This is a genomic window from Kribbella sp. NPDC043289, assembly GCF_056436705.1.
In genome coordinates this window covers 332720-346602 of sequence record NZ_JBWKCB010000005.1, presented here as the reverse complement: position 1 = coordinate 346602, position 13883 = coordinate 332720, and the positions used below count along the sequence as shown (strand labels likewise).

The window sequence follows — 13883 nt, the reverse complement described above, 5'->3', positions numbered from 1 at the left end:
TACGTCGCAGGACACGCCTCGCACGCATCCGATGCGATCGCACAACACGCGACCATCTCACGACACACACGCATCGCACGACGCGTGCGACGGGCGTGCGACGGGCGTCCGACTCGCGCGGCCCGCGTTGCGCGGGGTGCGATGGCTTGGGTACGTCGGGCGCCGTTTGGCGTGCTGTTGGCGGTGCAGCGGTTGGCCTGTTCTCAAGCCGATGGTCTGCGTCGAGTCGTGGGTGACGGTTGGGGATTCGTAGCCGTGGTTCACGACTCGGGGAGCTGGTGGTCGCCGGATGCCACGACTCGGGGGAGTTGGTGGGTGCCGCGTGCTGCGACTCGGTGAAGGGCTAGGCGAAGAAGCCGGTTTGCCAGGTGGGGTGGGTGGGGGTCCAGCCGAGGGAGTGGGCGTGGGTGTTGGTGGCGCCTCGGGCCCAGGGAGTGCGGGGGGTTGTTGTGGGGGTGGGTGGCGTGGGGCCGCCGATGGATTGGGTGAAGGTGGGGAGCCAGGTGGTGGCGGGGGCGGGGGTGTTGTCGACGATGTTCACGGGGCCGTTGGGCCAGGTGAGGGCGGCTGCGGCGGCGATGGCGGCGTCGTCGATGTGGAGGAAGCTGGTGATGTCGGGGGTGACGGGGAGTTGGCCAGCCAGAGCTAGGTCGGCCATCAGGCCGCCTTTGGTGTACCAGGTGTCGGGGCCGTAGAGCATGCCGTAGCGGAGGACGACCCATTCGGGTGCTTCCGCGGTGATCTCCTCGAGGGTGGCGACCGCTCCCACCGTCGTACGGCGGGCTTCGTCGGCGGCGTGCCGGTCCAGCGGGGTGGACTCGGTCGCGGGAGTGGAGCCGGGTTCGTAGGCCCAGGCAATGCTTTGGGAGATGACCCGCGGTACGCCGGCTGCTCGGGCAGCGTCGACCAGGTTCCGGGTGCCTTCGCGGCGGATGCGGGTGTTGGCGGCGAAGTCGCGGGCGGTGAGGTCGGTCAGTTGGTGCATGACGACGTCCGGTCGCGCTGAGGCGACCACGTTCTGAAGATGATCGGCGTCGTACACATCGCCAAGCACCATCTGTACGCCGGCCGGAAGGTGAGCCGTCGTGTGTCGGGTGAGGGCTGTGACCTGGTGGCCGTCGGCGAGTAGCAGGGGGACGAGCCGGCGGCCGATCACGCCGGTGGCGCCGGCGACGAAGATCCTCATGGAGCCACCGTAGGCAAACCGGTACCCGCGTCCCTGGTCCAATCGGTGAACCGTTTCCCGGTCCACTTCCGGGACGGGTGAACATGCGTTTACTATTGCTGAGTAAACAGCCGTTCACCCCGCCGCTCGTGAGGACACTCCGCTTGATCGTCCGTCCTGCCGCTCACCCACGTCTGATCCTGGCCGCGCTCGCGTTCTGCGGTGTGCTGGTCTCGATCAGCCAGACCATCGTCGTACCGCTGCTGCCGTCGCTGCCCGCCATCACCCACAGCCCGGTGTCGGACGTCAGCTGGCTCATCACCGTGACGCTGCTGACCGGTGCCGTCTTCACCCCGCTGCTCGGCCGCGCCGGCGACATGTACGGGAAGCGGAAAGTTCTGCTGATCGCCCTGTCGTCGATGGTGATCGGCTCGCTGCTCTGCGCGACGAGTTCGAACCTGACCGTCCTGATCACCGGCCGCGCGTTCCAGGGGGCCGCGGTCGCCGTCGTACCGCTCGGCATCAGCATCCTGCGCGACGAGTTGCCGCCGGCCCGGGTGATCCCGTCGATCGCGATCATGAGCTCGACGCTCGGGATCGGCGCCGCGTTCGGGATCCCGGCGGCGACCCTGGTCGTCGAGTACGCGAACTGGCACACGATGTTCTGGATCAACCTCGGCCTCGGCCTGCTGGACGTCGTACTGGTGCTGCTGATCGTTCCCGAGTCAGCGGTCCGGACCAGCGGCCGGTTCGACGTCCTCGGCGGCCTCGGGCTCAGTGCGTTCCTGGTCTGTCTGCTCCTCGCCGTCTCGAAGAGCAACGCGTGGAGCGCCGGCCGACTGACAATCCTGTACGCCGTTGCCGTCCTGCTCGTCCCGCTCTGGGGCTGGTACGAGCTGCGCACCAAGAGCCCGCTCGTCGACCTCCGCGTCTCGGCGCGACCCGCCGTACTGTTCACCAACCTCAGCGCGCTGCTGATCGGTTTTGCGTTCTACGCCAACTCGCTGTCGACCGCGCAGCTCGTGCAGGAACCGAAGTGGACCGGTTACGGACTGGGCGAGTCGATCGTGGTCAGTGGGTTGTGTCTGCTGCCCGGCGGTGTCGCCATGGTGCTGCTCTCGCCGGTGTCCGCCCGGATCTCGAGCGCGCGCGGTCCGCGGTTCACGTTGATGATCGCCTCGGTGATCATGGCGGCCGGGTACGTCGTCCGCCTCTTCACCAGCAGCAACGTCGCCGGGATCGTGATCGGCGCGACCGTCGTCTCGGCCGGAACCGCCGTGGCGTACTCCGCACTTCCGGCACTGATCATGCATGCTGTGCCGGTGACGGAAACCGCCGCGGCCAACGGTCTGAACACGTTGATGCGCACGATCGGGCAGGCGATCTGCAGCACGATCGTCGCCACCGTGCTGGCCAACGTCACGATCTCGCAGGCCGGCAAGGTCGCGCCGGCGCTGTCGGCGTACCTGATCGTGTTCGTGATCGCGGGGATCGCCGCTGCGGTCGCCGCCGGGCTGGTGCTGCTGATCCCGGTACGCCGTGCCGCGCCCGCCGACCAGGTGGAAACGGTGCGGGTGGCGCGGACGTGACCGATCCGGGGCGAACCGCGATCCTGAGAGCGGCGCGGAAAGCGTTCGCGCGGGAGTCGTACGACGCGGTCACGCTCCGCGGCGTCGCCGCCGACGCGGGGGTTAGTGCCGCCCTGATCGTCAAGCACTACGGCAGCAAGGAAGCACTGTTCGAGAAGGTCGCCGACTTCAGCGAGGCCGTCCAGCTGCTGCTCGCTGCCCCGAACGAGCGGCTCGGTGAGCACGCCGTCCGGACCCTGGTCCAGTACCGCCGTGACAACGACGCCGACCTGCTCGTCCGGGTGGTGTTCGCGGCCGGCAAGGGTGACGAGCGGGCGCAGATCCGCGAGCACTTCCGCGACCAGGTGGTCCGCGCCTTCATCGCCCGGCTGACCGGCCCGGACGCCGAGCTACGGGCGACGCTCGTCACCGGGCAGTTGCTCGGGCTCGGTGCCGCGATGGCGATCGACAAGACCGGCCCGATCGCCACCACCGACCCGGAAACGATCGTTGAGCTCTACGCGCCGGGAGTCCAAGCCCTGATCACCCCTTGAAACACCGTCTTAGAATGTGATCCGGGGTGCTGATTGCGGGCTGTGACGCCGCTAGCATGGCGATCCAGGCCGAGAGGCGCTGCAACGGACCCAGGTCCGCCACGCTCGACCTGAGTCTCTGACTGCAAGGGCGCCTCCGGAATCTTTTCTGGAGGGGTAGGCAGATGAGTGAAGCCGCGCTGCGGGACCTGCTGGATCAGCGGGTCGCGGTCCTCGACGGTGCGTGGGGCACGATGCTCCAAGGGGCGAAGCTGCAGCCCGCCGACTATCGGGGCGACCGGTTCGGCGACCACACGCACGATGTCACCGGTGATCCGGACCTGCTGAACCTGACACGTCCGGACGTGATCCTCGACGTCCACCGGCAGTACCTCGCGGCGGGTGCCGACATCACCACGACGAACACGTTCACCGCGACCAGCATCGGCCAGGCCGACTACGGTCTGCAGGAGTACGTGCGCGAGATGAACGTCGCCGGCGCGCGCCTGGCCCGCGAGGCCGCGGACGAGTTCGCCACGCCAGGCAGTCCCAAGTTCGTCGCCGGTTCGATCGGCCCGTTGAACGTGACGCTGTCGCTGTCCCCGCGCGTCGAGGACCCGTCGTACCGCGCGGTGTCCTTCCAGCAGGTGAAGGACGCGTACGCCGGGCAGATCGCCGCGCTCGCCGAGGGCGGTGTCGACCTGCTGCTGATCGAGACGATCTTCGACACCCTGAACGCGAAGGCTGCCGTCGCCGCGGCCCGTGAGGTCGCGCCGCAGTTGCCGCTGTGGATCTCCGTCACGATCGTCGACCTGAGCGGCCGGACGCTGTCGGGTCAGACGGTCGAGGCGTTCTGGAGTTCGGTCGAGCACGCCAAGCCGCTGGTCGTCGGCGTCAACTGTTCGCTCGGTGCCGCCGAGATGCGTCCGCACGTCGCCGACCTCGCGCGCTTCGCCGACACGTACGTCGCCTCGCACCCGAACGCCGGTCTCCCGAACGCCTTCGGTGGGTACGACGAGACGCCCGACGAGACCGCGGCGATGCTCGAGGAGTTCGCGCAGTCCGGGCTGGTCAACATCGTCGGCGGTTGTTGCGGGACGACTCCGGCCCACATCAAGCAGATCGCGCACGTCGTACAGGATCTCGAGCCGCGCACCGTCGTACGGCCGGATCACACGACGCGGTTCTCCGGGCTCGAGCCGTTCAAGATCGGCGCGGACACCGGGTTCGTGATGATCGGGGAGCGGACCAACGTGACGGGGTCGGCGAAGTTCCGCCGGCTGATCGAGGGTGACGACCACCAGGCCGCGGTCGACGTGGCGCTGGAGCAGGTGCGCGGTGGTGCGAACCTGCTGGACGTGAACATGGACGCCGACCTGCTGGACAGCGAGCAGGCGATGACCACGTTCCTGAACTTGATCGCGACCGAGCCCGAGGTGGCCCGGATCCCGATCATGATCGACAGCTCGAAGTGGTCGGTGCTGGAGACCGGGCTGAAGTGCGTGCAGGGCAAGGGCGTGGTCAACTCGATCAGCCTGAAGGAAGGCGAGGAGCAGTTCCTCGAGCACGCGCGCAAGATCCGCGACTACGGTGCGGGCGCCGTGGTGATGGCGTTCGACGAGCAGGGCCAGGCGGACACGGTCGAGCGCAAGGTGGAGATCTGCGGCCGGGCGTACGACCTGCTGACCCAGAAGATCGGCTTCCCGGCCGAGGACATCATCTTCGACCCGAACGTGCTGGCCGTCGCCACCGGCATGGCCGAGCACAACGGGTACGCGAAGAACTTCATCGAAGCGCTCCCGCTGATCAAGGACCGCTGTCCCGGCGTGCACATCAGCGGCGGTATCTCGAACCTGTCGTTCTCGTTCCGCGGTAACGACGTGGTCCGTGAGGCAATGCACTCCGCATTCCTGTTCCACGCCGGCAAGGTCGGCCTGGACATGGGCATCGTGAACGCGGGCCAGCTCGCGGTCTACGAGGACATCCCGAAGGACCTGCTGGAGCTGGTCGAGGACGTCATCTTCAATCGTCGCGAGGACGCCACCGACCGGCTGGTCGCGTTCGCCGAGAACGTGAAGGGCAAGGGCAAGCAGCGCGAGGTCGACCTTTCGTGGCGCGAAGGGCCGGTCGAGGAGCGGCTGTCACACGCGCTGGTGCACGGCATCGTCGACTACATCGAGGCCGACACCGAGGAGGCGCGGCAGCAGCTGCCCCGCCCGCTCGAGGTGATCGAGGGCCCGTTGATGGCCGGGATGAAGATCGTCGGCGACCTGTTCGGCGCGGGCAAGATGTTCCTGCCCCAGGTGGTGAAGAGCGCGCGGGTGATGAAGCGGTCGGTCGCGTACCTCGAGCCGTTCATGGAGGAGGAGAAGGAGCAGGCCCGCCGCGAGGGCCGCACGGAGATGGTGCGCGGCCAGGGCAAGGTCGTGCTCGCGACCGTGAAGGGCGACGTCCACGACATCGGCAAGAACATCGTCGGCGTGGTGCTCGGCTGCAACAACTACGAGGTCATCGACCTCGGCGTGATGGTGCCCGCGGCAAGGATTCTCGACACCGCGGTGGCCGAGGGCGCGGACGCGGTCGGGCTGTCCGGACTGATCACGCCGTCGCTGGACGAGATGGTGTCGGTGGCGTCCGAGATGCAGCGCCGCGGGCTGAAGCTCCCGCTGCTGATCGGTGGCGCCACCACGTCGAAGCAACACACCGCGGTCCGCATCGCACCGGCGTACGAGAAGACGACCGTGCACGTGCTGGACGCCTCGCGGGTGGTGGGCGTGGTGTCCGACCTGCTCGACGCCGACCGTGCCGATGCGCTTGCCAAGAGCAACAGCCTGGAGCAGGAGCGGCTGCGCGAGCAGCACGCGAACAAGCAGCGCAGTCCGCTGCTGACGGTCGAGCAGGCGCGGGCGAACAAGGAGCCGGTCGAGTACGGCGAGCTCCCGGTGCCGGCGTTCACCGGTCTCAAGCGCGTCTCACCGAGCATCGAGACGCTGCGCGCGATGATCGACTGGCAGTTCCTGTTCCTGGCCTGGGAACTGAAGGGGAAGTACCCGGCGATTCTCGATCAGCCGGTGGCGCGGGAACTGTTCGACGACGCGAACACGTTGCTGGACGAGATCATCGCCGACGGGTCCTTCACCGCCGAGGGCGTGTACGGGTTCTGGCCGGCGCACAGCGAGGGCGACGACATCATCCTCGACGGTCTGGACGCGTCGTTCCCGATGCTGCGGCAGCAGACCGAGAAGCCGGCGGGCCGGCACAACCGCTGCCTGGCCGACTACATCGCGCCGTCCGGTGACCACCTCGGTGGCTTCGGGGTCGCGATCCACGGGGCGGAGACGATGGCGAAGTCGTACGAGGAACGCAACGACGACTACCGGGCGATCATGGTGAAGGCGCTGGCCGACCGGTTGGCCGAGGCGTTCGCGGAGTGGATCCACCTGGAGGCGCGGCGGGCGTGGTTCGAGTCGGACGCGCAGCCGGTGCTGGAGGACCTGCACGCCGAGCGTTTCCGCGGCATCCGCCCGGCGCTCGGCTACCCGGCGAGCCCGGACCACACCGAGAAGCGGGAACTGTTCGAGCTGCTCGAGGCCGACAAGCTCGGCCTCGGGCTGACCGAGTCGTTCGCGATGACCCCGGCGGCGGCCGTCTCCGGTCTGATCTTCGCCCACCCCGCGTCCCGCTACTTCAGCGTGGGCCGCGTGGGCCGCGACCAGATCCTGGACTACGCCGTACGGCGAGGACTCGCCGTCGACGAGGTCGAACGCTGGCTGCGCCCCAACCTCGCCTACGACCCGGAGTGAGGCGTCTATCGCCCGCGGGGACCTTCGGGACGCCTTGACCCCCACTGACTGAGCCAGGCGCGCGGTCCGCTGGTCGCCCTGCCGGCCCGGTCGTCGGTGCGGCTGCCGGTGCGGTTATCGCTGCGGTTGTCGGTGCCGGCCGCGCCTCGTGGCGAGCGCATGGCGGGATCGAGGCCGAACACCGGCTGGCCGGAATCGAGCAGTTCGAGAGCTGTCTTCCGCGCGGCGCTCTGGGGGTCGGCGCCCACGGTGCGCACCGCTTGGGCCGCCACGGCCGGGTCGGCGGCGCCGGTTTCGGGGTGCTTGACCGCAGCCTCGAAGCCGCGGCGCAGTGCGCCGGCGGTGAGCTCTCGCAGCTCGGCCGGTCCGGGCCCGTCGGCGCCGCGAATCATGCCGGTCATCGCCGTCCAGCGCCGATCGGGCGGTACGCCGATCAGCTCGCCGGCGATCGCGGCAATCTCCTGGGGGTCCGGCTCCCGACCCTGCTGCCGGACGATCTCGGCGAGCATCTCGCGCGCCGCCGGGGTGGCCGGGCCGCGGTCGGACCAGGAGAACTCCGGCGACGGGACATCGTCGGTGCGGATCAGACCGGCGGACTCGCTCTCGTGCCACACCGCGGCCAGCTGATCCTGGGTCACGATGTCGGCCAGCGCGGCGTTCAGCCGGGCCTCCGGGTGGGCTCCCGGGTTCCCCTGGAGATCCGGCAGCGGGCTCATGATCTCCACGACCTGAGTCGTCGTGTAGCCGGTGGCCTCGACCAGCGCCGTCCAGCGCGCCTGCCGTTGGCGTTGACTCGGGGCCTTCTTGCCGGCGTCATCGTGCTGCCGGCCGATCGCCGAGCGGACCGTTGCGAGGTGGCGCCGGGGAATGATCAGTGGCCGGTCGGGCGAACTCATCGCCCGTTCGAAGTAGTCCAGGTTCGGCTCTTTGTCGGAGATCACAACCTGGCCGTCCCAGTGCGTGGCGGCGTATCGTCCGCCGATCGGGCCGATGGCCTCGACGACCGAGACCGCCCAGAAATACTCCGGGCCGATGCGCAGCTCTTCGTCGGCCATCGTTCTCCTGTCGTGCCGTGCGGGCCTTACGGTCTGCCGGCGCCGACGAGCGCGCCCGATCCAGCGTAGGGCGCGGCGGGTTCACCGTGCCGATGTCACACTTTCGTGCGCGAACGACTCCCAGAGGGCATGAACACCATGAGTTCGACCGACACTTTCTTCGAGCAGCGCGAGTTGCTGTTCTCGATTGTCTACAACGTGCTCGGCAGCGTCGCGGACACCGAGGACGTGCTGCAGGAGACCTGGCTCGCCTGGTCCGGGCGCACCGACGTACAGAACCCGCGCGCGTACCTCGTTCGCGTGGCGGTAAACGCTGCGCTGGCCCGGCGTACCGCGATCAACCGGCGCAAGGAGGAGTACGTCGGCCCGTGGCTGCCGGAGCCCGTGCTCACCCCGATCGACCAGGCGGAGCGGACCGAGGCGGTCTCGCTCGCGATGCTCGTCGTACTGGAGACGCTGACGCCGTTGGAGCGGGCGGTGTTCGTGCTGCACGAGGTGTTCGGGTATCAGTTGGCCGAGATCGCGGGGATCCTCGGGCGGACGCCGGCCGCGGTACGGCAGCTCGCGCATCGGGCGCGGGAGCACGTCCAGGCGCGACGGGCACGGTTCACCGCGGATCCGAAGGTGCGGCTGGACGTGACGCAGCGGTTCATCGACGCGATCGTCGGCGGGGATCTGCACGCGCTGATGGAGGTGCTGGCGCCGGACGTCACGTTGTGGGCCGATGGAGGTGGCAAGGCGCGTGCCGCCGGGCTGCACCCGATCCTGGGCCGGGACCGGATCGCGCCGTTGATCATCGGCGATCGGCTGCGCCGCCCGGTGCCGTCGCTCGGTGTCGAGTACCGCACCGTGAACGGTGACCCGTCGGCGGTGCTCCTCACCGGCGCCACGCCGTACGCCGTGATCGTGCTGGAGGTCGAGGGCGATCAGATCACCGGGATCTACGCGATCACCAACCCGGACAAGCTCGCCCACCTGGCGGTGAACTGAGATGACCACACTCGCTGTTCTCGTGGTCGCTGTGACCGTTGCGATCAACGCGTTCTCCGGGATCGCCGCGCTGTTGCACTGGCAGCCGATCCTGCCGGGGATGGCGAAGGCCGGCGTACCGGAGTCCTGGCTGTCGTTCCCGATCGGGACGTTGAAGACCGCGGGCGCGCTCGGGTTGCTCGCCGGGCTGATTGGGCAGCTTCCGTCGTTGGTGGCGGCGGCCGCGATTGGGCTGTTGTTGTTCTTCGTGTGTGCGTTGTACACGCATGTGCGCGCCGCGGATTACACCGCCCAGTTCGCGCTCGCGGTGTTCTTCCTGGCGATGGCCTGCGCCTCGTTGGTGCTTACCCTCGAGGCATGAGCGTGAGAGCTGCTGTTGCCGGGGACACGGATGCGGTTGCTGCGATTTGGTACGACGGTTGGCTGGACGGGCATCTCGGGCATGTCCCTGACGAATTGGTCGCGGTGCGGACCGAGGAATCGTTCTGGATGCGTGCTGCGCAACGGATTGCGGACACGACGGTCTCGATAGTCGGTGACGAGGTCGCGGGGTTTGTGATGGTGGTGGGGGACGAGGTGGAGCAGGTGTACGTCGGCGCGAGCACCGTGGCGCGGGAGTGGCCGGCGTACTGCTGAGTGAGGCCGAGCGGCAGGTGAAGGCGAACGGGCATCAGCAGGCCTGGCTGGCCGTGGCGACCGGGAACGCGCGGGCGCGACGCTTCTACGAGCGCAGCGGCTGGACGGACGCGGGCGCCTTCGACTACCCGGCCGCGGTCGGCGACGGAACGCTGCCGGTGCCCTGTCATCGATACGTGAAGGCCGTCTGACTACGTGCAGGTTTCCCCTGGTCTTCCGGTTGTCGCGCCGCCGACAGGCCCGGGGCGGGGTTAGTTTGCTTCGGCAAGCATTCCCGTTCTGAAGGGGGCACGATGGCATTCCGTTCCTGGCGCCGGCCGTCCCGTCGGGTGGTTCTGACCGGCGTCGCCGCAGTAGCGATGGCATCGGTGGTCGGTGGGGTCGCGTACTCCGCCGGCGCCGCGACGCAGCAGCCGGCGATCCAGACGTCGACGCCGCACAGCGAGAAGCAGGTCACCAACATCGACGTACTGCGGCAGCAGTTGCGCAACTACTACGGCGACCCGCTCGGCAGCGGCACGTTCGCGGACGACAGCTACTACGCCAAGGAGGCCCGCTCGGTGGCCGCCGCCGGCACGCGCTGGATCTCGGTGCCGCACCACACGCGCAAGACCAAGGCGATCCTGCTGGACGTCGACGACACCGCGCTGGCGACCTGGAACTACGAGATCTTCAGCAACTGGGCGTACAACCCGACCACCAACGCGGACTACGTGCTGAACCAGAGGTTCCCGGCCGTCCCGGGCATGGTCGACATGGTGAAGAAGGCCCAGGCCGAGGGGTACGCGATCTTCTTCCTGACCGGCCGCGGCGCCGCGCAGGAGAAGGCCACGCTCGGCAACCTGACCACCGACGGTGTCGGCGTCGACGCCGGCTACCCGGCGCCGACCGCGCTCAGCAACGGTGAGGACGGCCTGTTCACCAAGCCGGCCGTCGCGGACTACCCGGACTACCTGAAGCAGGCCTGCGCGGGCGACCCGAACGGCTCGTGTACGACGATCCACTACAAGTCGGCCACCCGGGCGCACATCGAGTCCCTCGGCTACGAGATCGTGGCGAACTTCGGCGACCAGTACTCCGACCTGAAGGGCGGCTCCGCGGACCGCACCTTCAAGCTCCCGAACCCGAACTACTACCTGCCCTGATCCCGGGGCAGCGCGCCGTACAGCAAGGTCCGTAGGCCGTCGGTCAGTGACGGCCCGAAGTCCATCCTGATCGCCTCGAGTGCCGGATCGGCCTCGTAGGCGGCCAGGATGGCCGGCACCGGGTGCGAGTGTGACCAGATCGCCCCGGCGAGCAGGCTCGCGGTGGCGATGAAGCGACCCGCGCCGTCCCGGCCGAGCTCCGGCAGGACGCCCTCGACCGCTGCGATCATCTGCTGGTAGGCGACGGCGGCCGCGCGTTTGAACGTCAGCGCGGTCTCGGTCGTGATATTCCGCTCGAGGACCGCCGCCTGCGCACTGATCAGGTCGCAGAGCACCGGCCGCTTGGCCAGCGTGCCGACGATGGCGCTGATCAACTGCTCCCCGCGCTCGGTGACCGACAACTCGGGAAGCGCGTCGCCGAGCGTCGCCGCCAGGTCCTGCACCCAGGCCGTCAGTTCGCTGCTCGACAGCTCGAGCAGGACCGCCTCGCGCGAGTCGAAGTAGTTCAGCACGTTCGACTTCGCGAGGCCGACGCGGCGACTCAGCTCGTTGAGGCTGAGGTCGGCGACCGGCATCTCGGTCAGCATCGTGGCCGCCGTCGCGAGGATCGCCCGGCGCCGCTCGGCCCGCTGCTCGGCGCTCCGCGCGCGCTGGAAAGTCATCTCCCCATTCTACAGACCGACGGTCTGTTGTTATCGTACCGATGGTCTGATAACGTCGATCTCATAACAGACCACCAGTCTTTTATGGAGAGTGGATCATGTACGACGTCCCTGATCAGACCGGCAAGCTCGTTGTCGTCACCGGCGCCAACAGCGGCACCGGTAAAGAGGCCACGAAACGTCTCGCGGCGGCCGGCGCCCGCGTGGTGATGGCCGTCCGGACCCCGGCGAAGGGCGAGGCCGCGAAGGCCGAGATCCTCGCCGCGCATCCCGAGGCCCAGCTGGAGGTACGGCGGATCGACCTCGCCGACCTCGCCTCGGTCCAGGAGTTCGCCGACCAACTGAGCGCCGACGAGCCGCACCTGGATGTACTGGTGAACAACGCCGGCGTGATGGTCCCGCCGACCCGGATCACCACGAAGGACGGTTTCGAGCTGCAGTTCGGCTCGAACTTCCTCGGTCCGTTCGCGCTCACCGTGCGGCTGCTGCCGTTGCTCCTCGCCGCACCGGCGCCTCGGGTCGCGACGATGTCGAGCGGGGCGGCGTACCAGGGTGAGATCGAGTTCGACGACCTGCAGTGGGAGCGGCGGTACCGGCGTACGGCGGCGTACGCGCAGTCGAAGCTTGCGGACCTGATCCTGAGCAACCACCTCGCCAAGCTGTCGGCCGAGCGCGACTGGGGTCTGGTCAGCGTCGCCGCGCACCCCGGCTACACGCGCACCAACCTGCAAAGCGCCGGCGCCAACCTGGGCCCCAAACGGCAGTCCTTCGCGTGGCGGCTCTTCCTGGAGCACAACCCGATTCCCAAGCAGGACGTGGAGATCGGCACCGAACCGCTGCTGTTCGCCGCCGCGGACCCAGCCGCCAAGGCGGGGGAGTATTACGGACCCGATGGTCTGTTCGGCCTGGTCGGCAAAACCACCCTCGTCCGGAACCCGAAGCGCGCCACCGATCCGGAGGTCAACGCCCGGCTGTGGGAGGTCTCGGAAGGACTGACGGGCGTCGCGTTGCCCTCTATCCTGCGGAAATGAGCGAGTGGTCGAGCGGGGGAATCTACGAGTCGTACGTCGGCCGCTGGAGCCGGCTCGTCGCGACCGAGTTCGTCGACTGGCTCGGTCGACCGGCCGGTCTGCGCTGGCTCGACGTCGGCTGTGGGACGGGTGCGCTGACCAGCACGATCCTTCGGACGGCGGACCCAGTGGCGGTGCTCGGTGTCGACCCGTCGGCCGGCTTCGTCGAGTACGCCCGGCAGCACGTCCACGACGAGCGGGCGAGCTTCGACGTGCGGTCGGCGGCCGAGCTGCCTGACGGTCCGTTCGACGTGGTGGTCGCGGGCCTGGTGCTCAACTTCGTGCCGGAGCGGGTCGAGGCGCTGCGCCGGATCCGCGAGATCGGTGCGACGGTCGCCGTCTACGTGTGGGACTACGCCGATGGCATGCAGTTGATGCGGTACTTCTTCGACGCGATGGTCGAGGTGCGTCCGCAGGATCGCGAGTACGACGAGGGCCGCCGGTTCACTTTCTGCACCGAGGAAGGGCTGAAGGGGCTGTTCAGCGCCGCCGGGTTCGATGCGGTGCGGACGCGCGAGATCGTCGTACCGACGGTGTTCGCGTCGTTCGACGACTACTGGCAGCCGTTCCTCGGTGGGCAGGGGGTCGCGCCAGCGTACCTGCGGAGTCTCGCCGAGCCGGATCACCTGGCGTTGCGCGACGCCGTGCGGGCGCGGCTGCCGATCGAGGCGGACGGGTCGATCAAGCTGACGGCGCGGGCGTGGGCGGCGGCGGGCTGACCCGTCGGCCGAGGTAATCGTCACGCAGCAGGCCGTACAGCAGATCGTCGGTCCACTCGCGCTTGATCCACGTGTTCGACAGCCGCAGTCCCTCACGCGTGAAGCCGACGCGCTCGAGCAGCTTGGCCGACGCGGTGTTGCGGGCGTCGCACTCGGCCGAGACCCGGTGCAGCTCCCGCTCGACGAACGCGTACTCCAGCAGCCCGAGCACGGCCTCGGACGCGTAGCCCTGCCCCTGGTATTCCGGTGCGAGCGTGAACCCGAGATCGGCCTGCATCAGGTTCTTGTGCAGGTTCAGCCCGATATCGCCGATCAGTACGCCGTCCAGGTCGACGGCGTACTGGAACCAGCCGGGTGCCTCCGGATCGCTCTGCGCGAACCGCTCGACGTTCTCCCGAGCCTCGTCCATCGGCACCGGCGCCTCCCAGCCCTGGTGCCGCGCCACCGCGGGAACCGAGCGGTACGCCGCGAACGGTTCGGCATCGTCAAGGGTGAAACGGCGCAGGGTCAGCCGTTCGGTGCTCGCGAACATCGGGC

14 protein-coding genes and 1 riboswitch are annotated in these 13883 nt (G+C 68.7%); of the genes, 10 read left to right on the top strand and 4 right to left on the bottom strand.

Annotated elements, in window-relative coordinates; genetic code table 11:
* Positions 1-343: 343 nt before the first annotated feature.
* Entirely contained in the window at positions 344-1186 is an 843-nt protein-coding gene (locus AC0662_RS29405; RefSeq protein ID WP_478304655.1) for an NAD-dependent epimerase/dehydratase family protein, read from the bottom strand.
* Positions 1187-1329: 143 nt separating this feature from the next.
* Between AC0662_RS29405 and AC0662_RS29400 the strand changes: the two genes are divergently transcribed.
* The 3 genes from AC0662_RS29400 (at position 1330) to metH (ending at position 7069) form a co-directional block, all read left to right on the top strand.
* Positions 1330-2754: an MFS transporter gene (locus AC0662_RS29400; protein ID WP_452196959.1), complete on the top strand. Its 1425-nt coding sequence runs from the start codon at positions 1330-1332 to the stop codon at positions 2752-2754.
* Positions 2751-3287, top strand: a complete 537-nt coding sequence (locus tag AC0662_RS29395; protein ID WP_452196960.1) for a TetR/AcrR family transcriptional regulator — start codon at positions 2751-2753, stop codon at positions 3285-3287. Before AC0662_RS29400 ends, AC0662_RS29395 begins: the two co-directional genes overlap by 4 nt.
* A gap of 65 nt (positions 3288-3352) precedes the next feature.
* Positions 3353-3430, top strand: a riboswitch (S-adenosyl-L-homocysteine riboswitch).
* Between the two features lie 21 nt (positions 3431-3451).
* Positions 3452-7069: a methionine synthase gene (gene metH / locus AC0662_RS29390; RefSeq protein WP_478304652.1), complete on the top strand. Its 3618-nt coding sequence runs from the start codon at positions 3452-3454 to the stop codon at positions 7067-7069.
* A gap of 5 nt (positions 7070-7074) precedes the next feature.
* Here metH and AC0662_RS29385 read toward each other — a convergent pair whose 3' ends face one another.
* The gene (locus AC0662_RS29385; RefSeq protein WP_478304650.1) at positions 7075-8124 is read right to left on the bottom strand and encodes a hypothetical protein; all 1050 of its coding nucleotides are present in this window, start codon (positions 8122-8124) and stop codon (positions 7075-7077) included.
* A 138-nt stretch (positions 8125-8262) separates the two neighbouring features.
* Here AC0662_RS29385 and sigJ point away from each other — a divergent pair, with 138 nt between their 5' ends.
* The 5 genes from sigJ to AC0662_RS29360 all read left to right on the top strand — a co-directional run bounded on the left by sigJ (position 8263) and on the right by AC0662_RS29360 (position 10895).
* Positions 8263-9114, top strand: coding sequence for an RNA polymerase sigma factor SigJ (gene sigJ, locus AC0662_RS29380; RefSeq protein WP_478304648.1), 852 nt, complete (start codon positions 8263-8265; stop codon positions 9112-9114).
* A gap of 1 nt (position 9115) precedes the next feature.
* Positions 9116-9475 carry a DoxX family protein gene (locus AC0662_RS29375; protein ID WP_452196964.1) on the top strand — a complete coding sequence of 120 codons (360 nt, stop codon included), beginning with the start codon at positions 9116-9118 and terminating at the stop codon, positions 9473-9475.
* The gene (locus tag AC0662_RS29370; RefSeq protein WP_478304646.1) at positions 9472-9750 is read left to right on the top strand and encodes a hypothetical protein; all 279 of its coding nucleotides are present in this window, start codon (positions 9472-9474) and stop codon (positions 9748-9750) included. Before AC0662_RS29375 ends, AC0662_RS29370 begins: the two co-directional genes overlap by 4 nt.
* The gene (locus AC0662_RS29365; RefSeq protein ID WP_478304644.1) at positions 9732-9941 is read left to right on the top strand and encodes a GNAT family N-acetyltransferase; all 210 of its coding nucleotides are present in this window, start codon (positions 9732-9734) and stop codon (positions 9939-9941) included. Before AC0662_RS29370 ends, AC0662_RS29365 begins: the two co-directional genes overlap by 19 nt.
* 102 nt (positions 9942-10043) lie before the next feature.
* Positions 10044-10895 (top strand): HAD family acid phosphatase, encoded by an 852-nt coding sequence (locus tag AC0662_RS29360; RefSeq protein ID WP_478304642.1) that lies wholly within the window; start codon positions 10044-10046, stop codon positions 10893-10895.
* Here AC0662_RS29360 and AC0662_RS29355 read toward each other — a convergent pair.
* Positions 10883-11557 (bottom strand): TetR/AcrR family transcriptional regulator, encoded by a 675-nt coding sequence (locus AC0662_RS29355; RefSeq protein WP_452196967.1) that lies wholly within the window; start codon positions 11555-11557, stop codon positions 10883-10885. The genes AC0662_RS29360 and AC0662_RS29355 overlap by 13 nt on opposite strands.
* 98 nt (positions 11558-11655) lie before the next feature.
* Between AC0662_RS29355 and AC0662_RS29350 the strand changes: the two genes are divergently transcribed.
* Both AC0662_RS29350 and AC0662_RS29345 read left to right on the top strand, forming a co-directional pair.
* Positions 11656-12588: an SDR family oxidoreductase gene (locus tag AC0662_RS29350; RefSeq protein WP_452196968.1), complete on the top strand. Its 933-nt coding sequence runs from the start codon at positions 11656-11658 to the stop codon at positions 12586-12588.
* Complete coding sequence (locus AC0662_RS29345; RefSeq protein WP_452196969.1) at positions 12585-13346, top strand: class I SAM-dependent methyltransferase; 762 nt, start codon at positions 12585-12587, stop codon at positions 13344-13346. Before AC0662_RS29350 ends, AC0662_RS29345 begins: the two co-directional genes overlap by 4 nt.
* On the opposite strand, the gene AC0662_RS29340 is transcribed toward AC0662_RS29345, so the two are convergent.
* Entirely contained in the window at positions 13309-13878 is a 570-nt protein-coding gene (locus AC0662_RS29340; protein ID WP_478304639.1) for a GNAT family N-acetyltransferase, read from the bottom strand. The two genes, AC0662_RS29345 and AC0662_RS29340, sit on opposite strands and share 38 nt — an antisense overlap.
* Between the last annotated feature and the right edge of the window lie 5 nt (positions 13879-13883).

Bases quoted from the DNA above. Each gene is read 5' to 3' on its own strand.
- AC0662_RS29405 (WP_478304655.1), bottom strand. From the start codon at position 1,186: ATGAGGATCTTCGTCGCCGGCGCCACCGGCGTGATCGGCCGCCGGCTC.
- metH (WP_478304652.1), top strand. From the start codon at position 3,452: ATGAGTGAAGCCGCGCTGCGGGACCTGCTGGATCAGCGGGTCGCGGTC.
- AC0662_RS29385 (WP_478304650.1), bottom strand. From the start codon at position 8,124: ATGGCCGACGAAGAGCTGCGCATCGGCCCGGAGTATTTCTGGGCGGTC.
- sigJ (WP_478304648.1), top strand. From the start codon at position 8,263: ATGAGTTCGACCGACACTTTCTTCGAGCAGCGCGAGTTGCTGTTCTCG.
- AC0662_RS29375 (WP_452196964.1), top strand. From the start codon at position 9,116: ATGACCACACTCGCTGTTCTCGTGGTCGCTGTGACCGTTGCGATCAAC.
- AC0662_RS29370 (WP_478304646.1), top strand. From the start codon at position 9,472: ATGAGCGTGAGAGCTGCTGTTGCCGGGGACACGGATGCGGTTGCTGCG.
- AC0662_RS29360 (WP_478304642.1), top strand. From the start codon at position 10,044: ATGGCATTCCGTTCCTGGCGCCGGCCGTCCCGTCGGGTGGTTCTGACC.
- AC0662_RS29355 (WP_452196967.1), bottom strand. From the start codon at position 11,557: ATGACTTTCCAGCGCGCGCGGAGCGCCGAGCAGCGGGCCGAGCGGCGC.
- AC0662_RS29350 (WP_452196968.1), top strand. From the start codon at position 11,656: ATGTACGACGTCCCTGATCAGACCGGCAAGCTCGTTGTCGTCACCGGC.
- AC0662_RS29345 (WP_452196969.1), top strand. From the start codon at position 12,585: ATGAGCGAGTGGTCGAGCGGGGGAATCTACGAGTCGTACGTCGGCCGC.
- AC0662_RS29340 (WP_478304639.1), bottom strand. From the start codon at position 13,878: ATGTTCGCGAGCACCGAACGGCTGACCCTGCGCCGTTTCACCCTTGAC.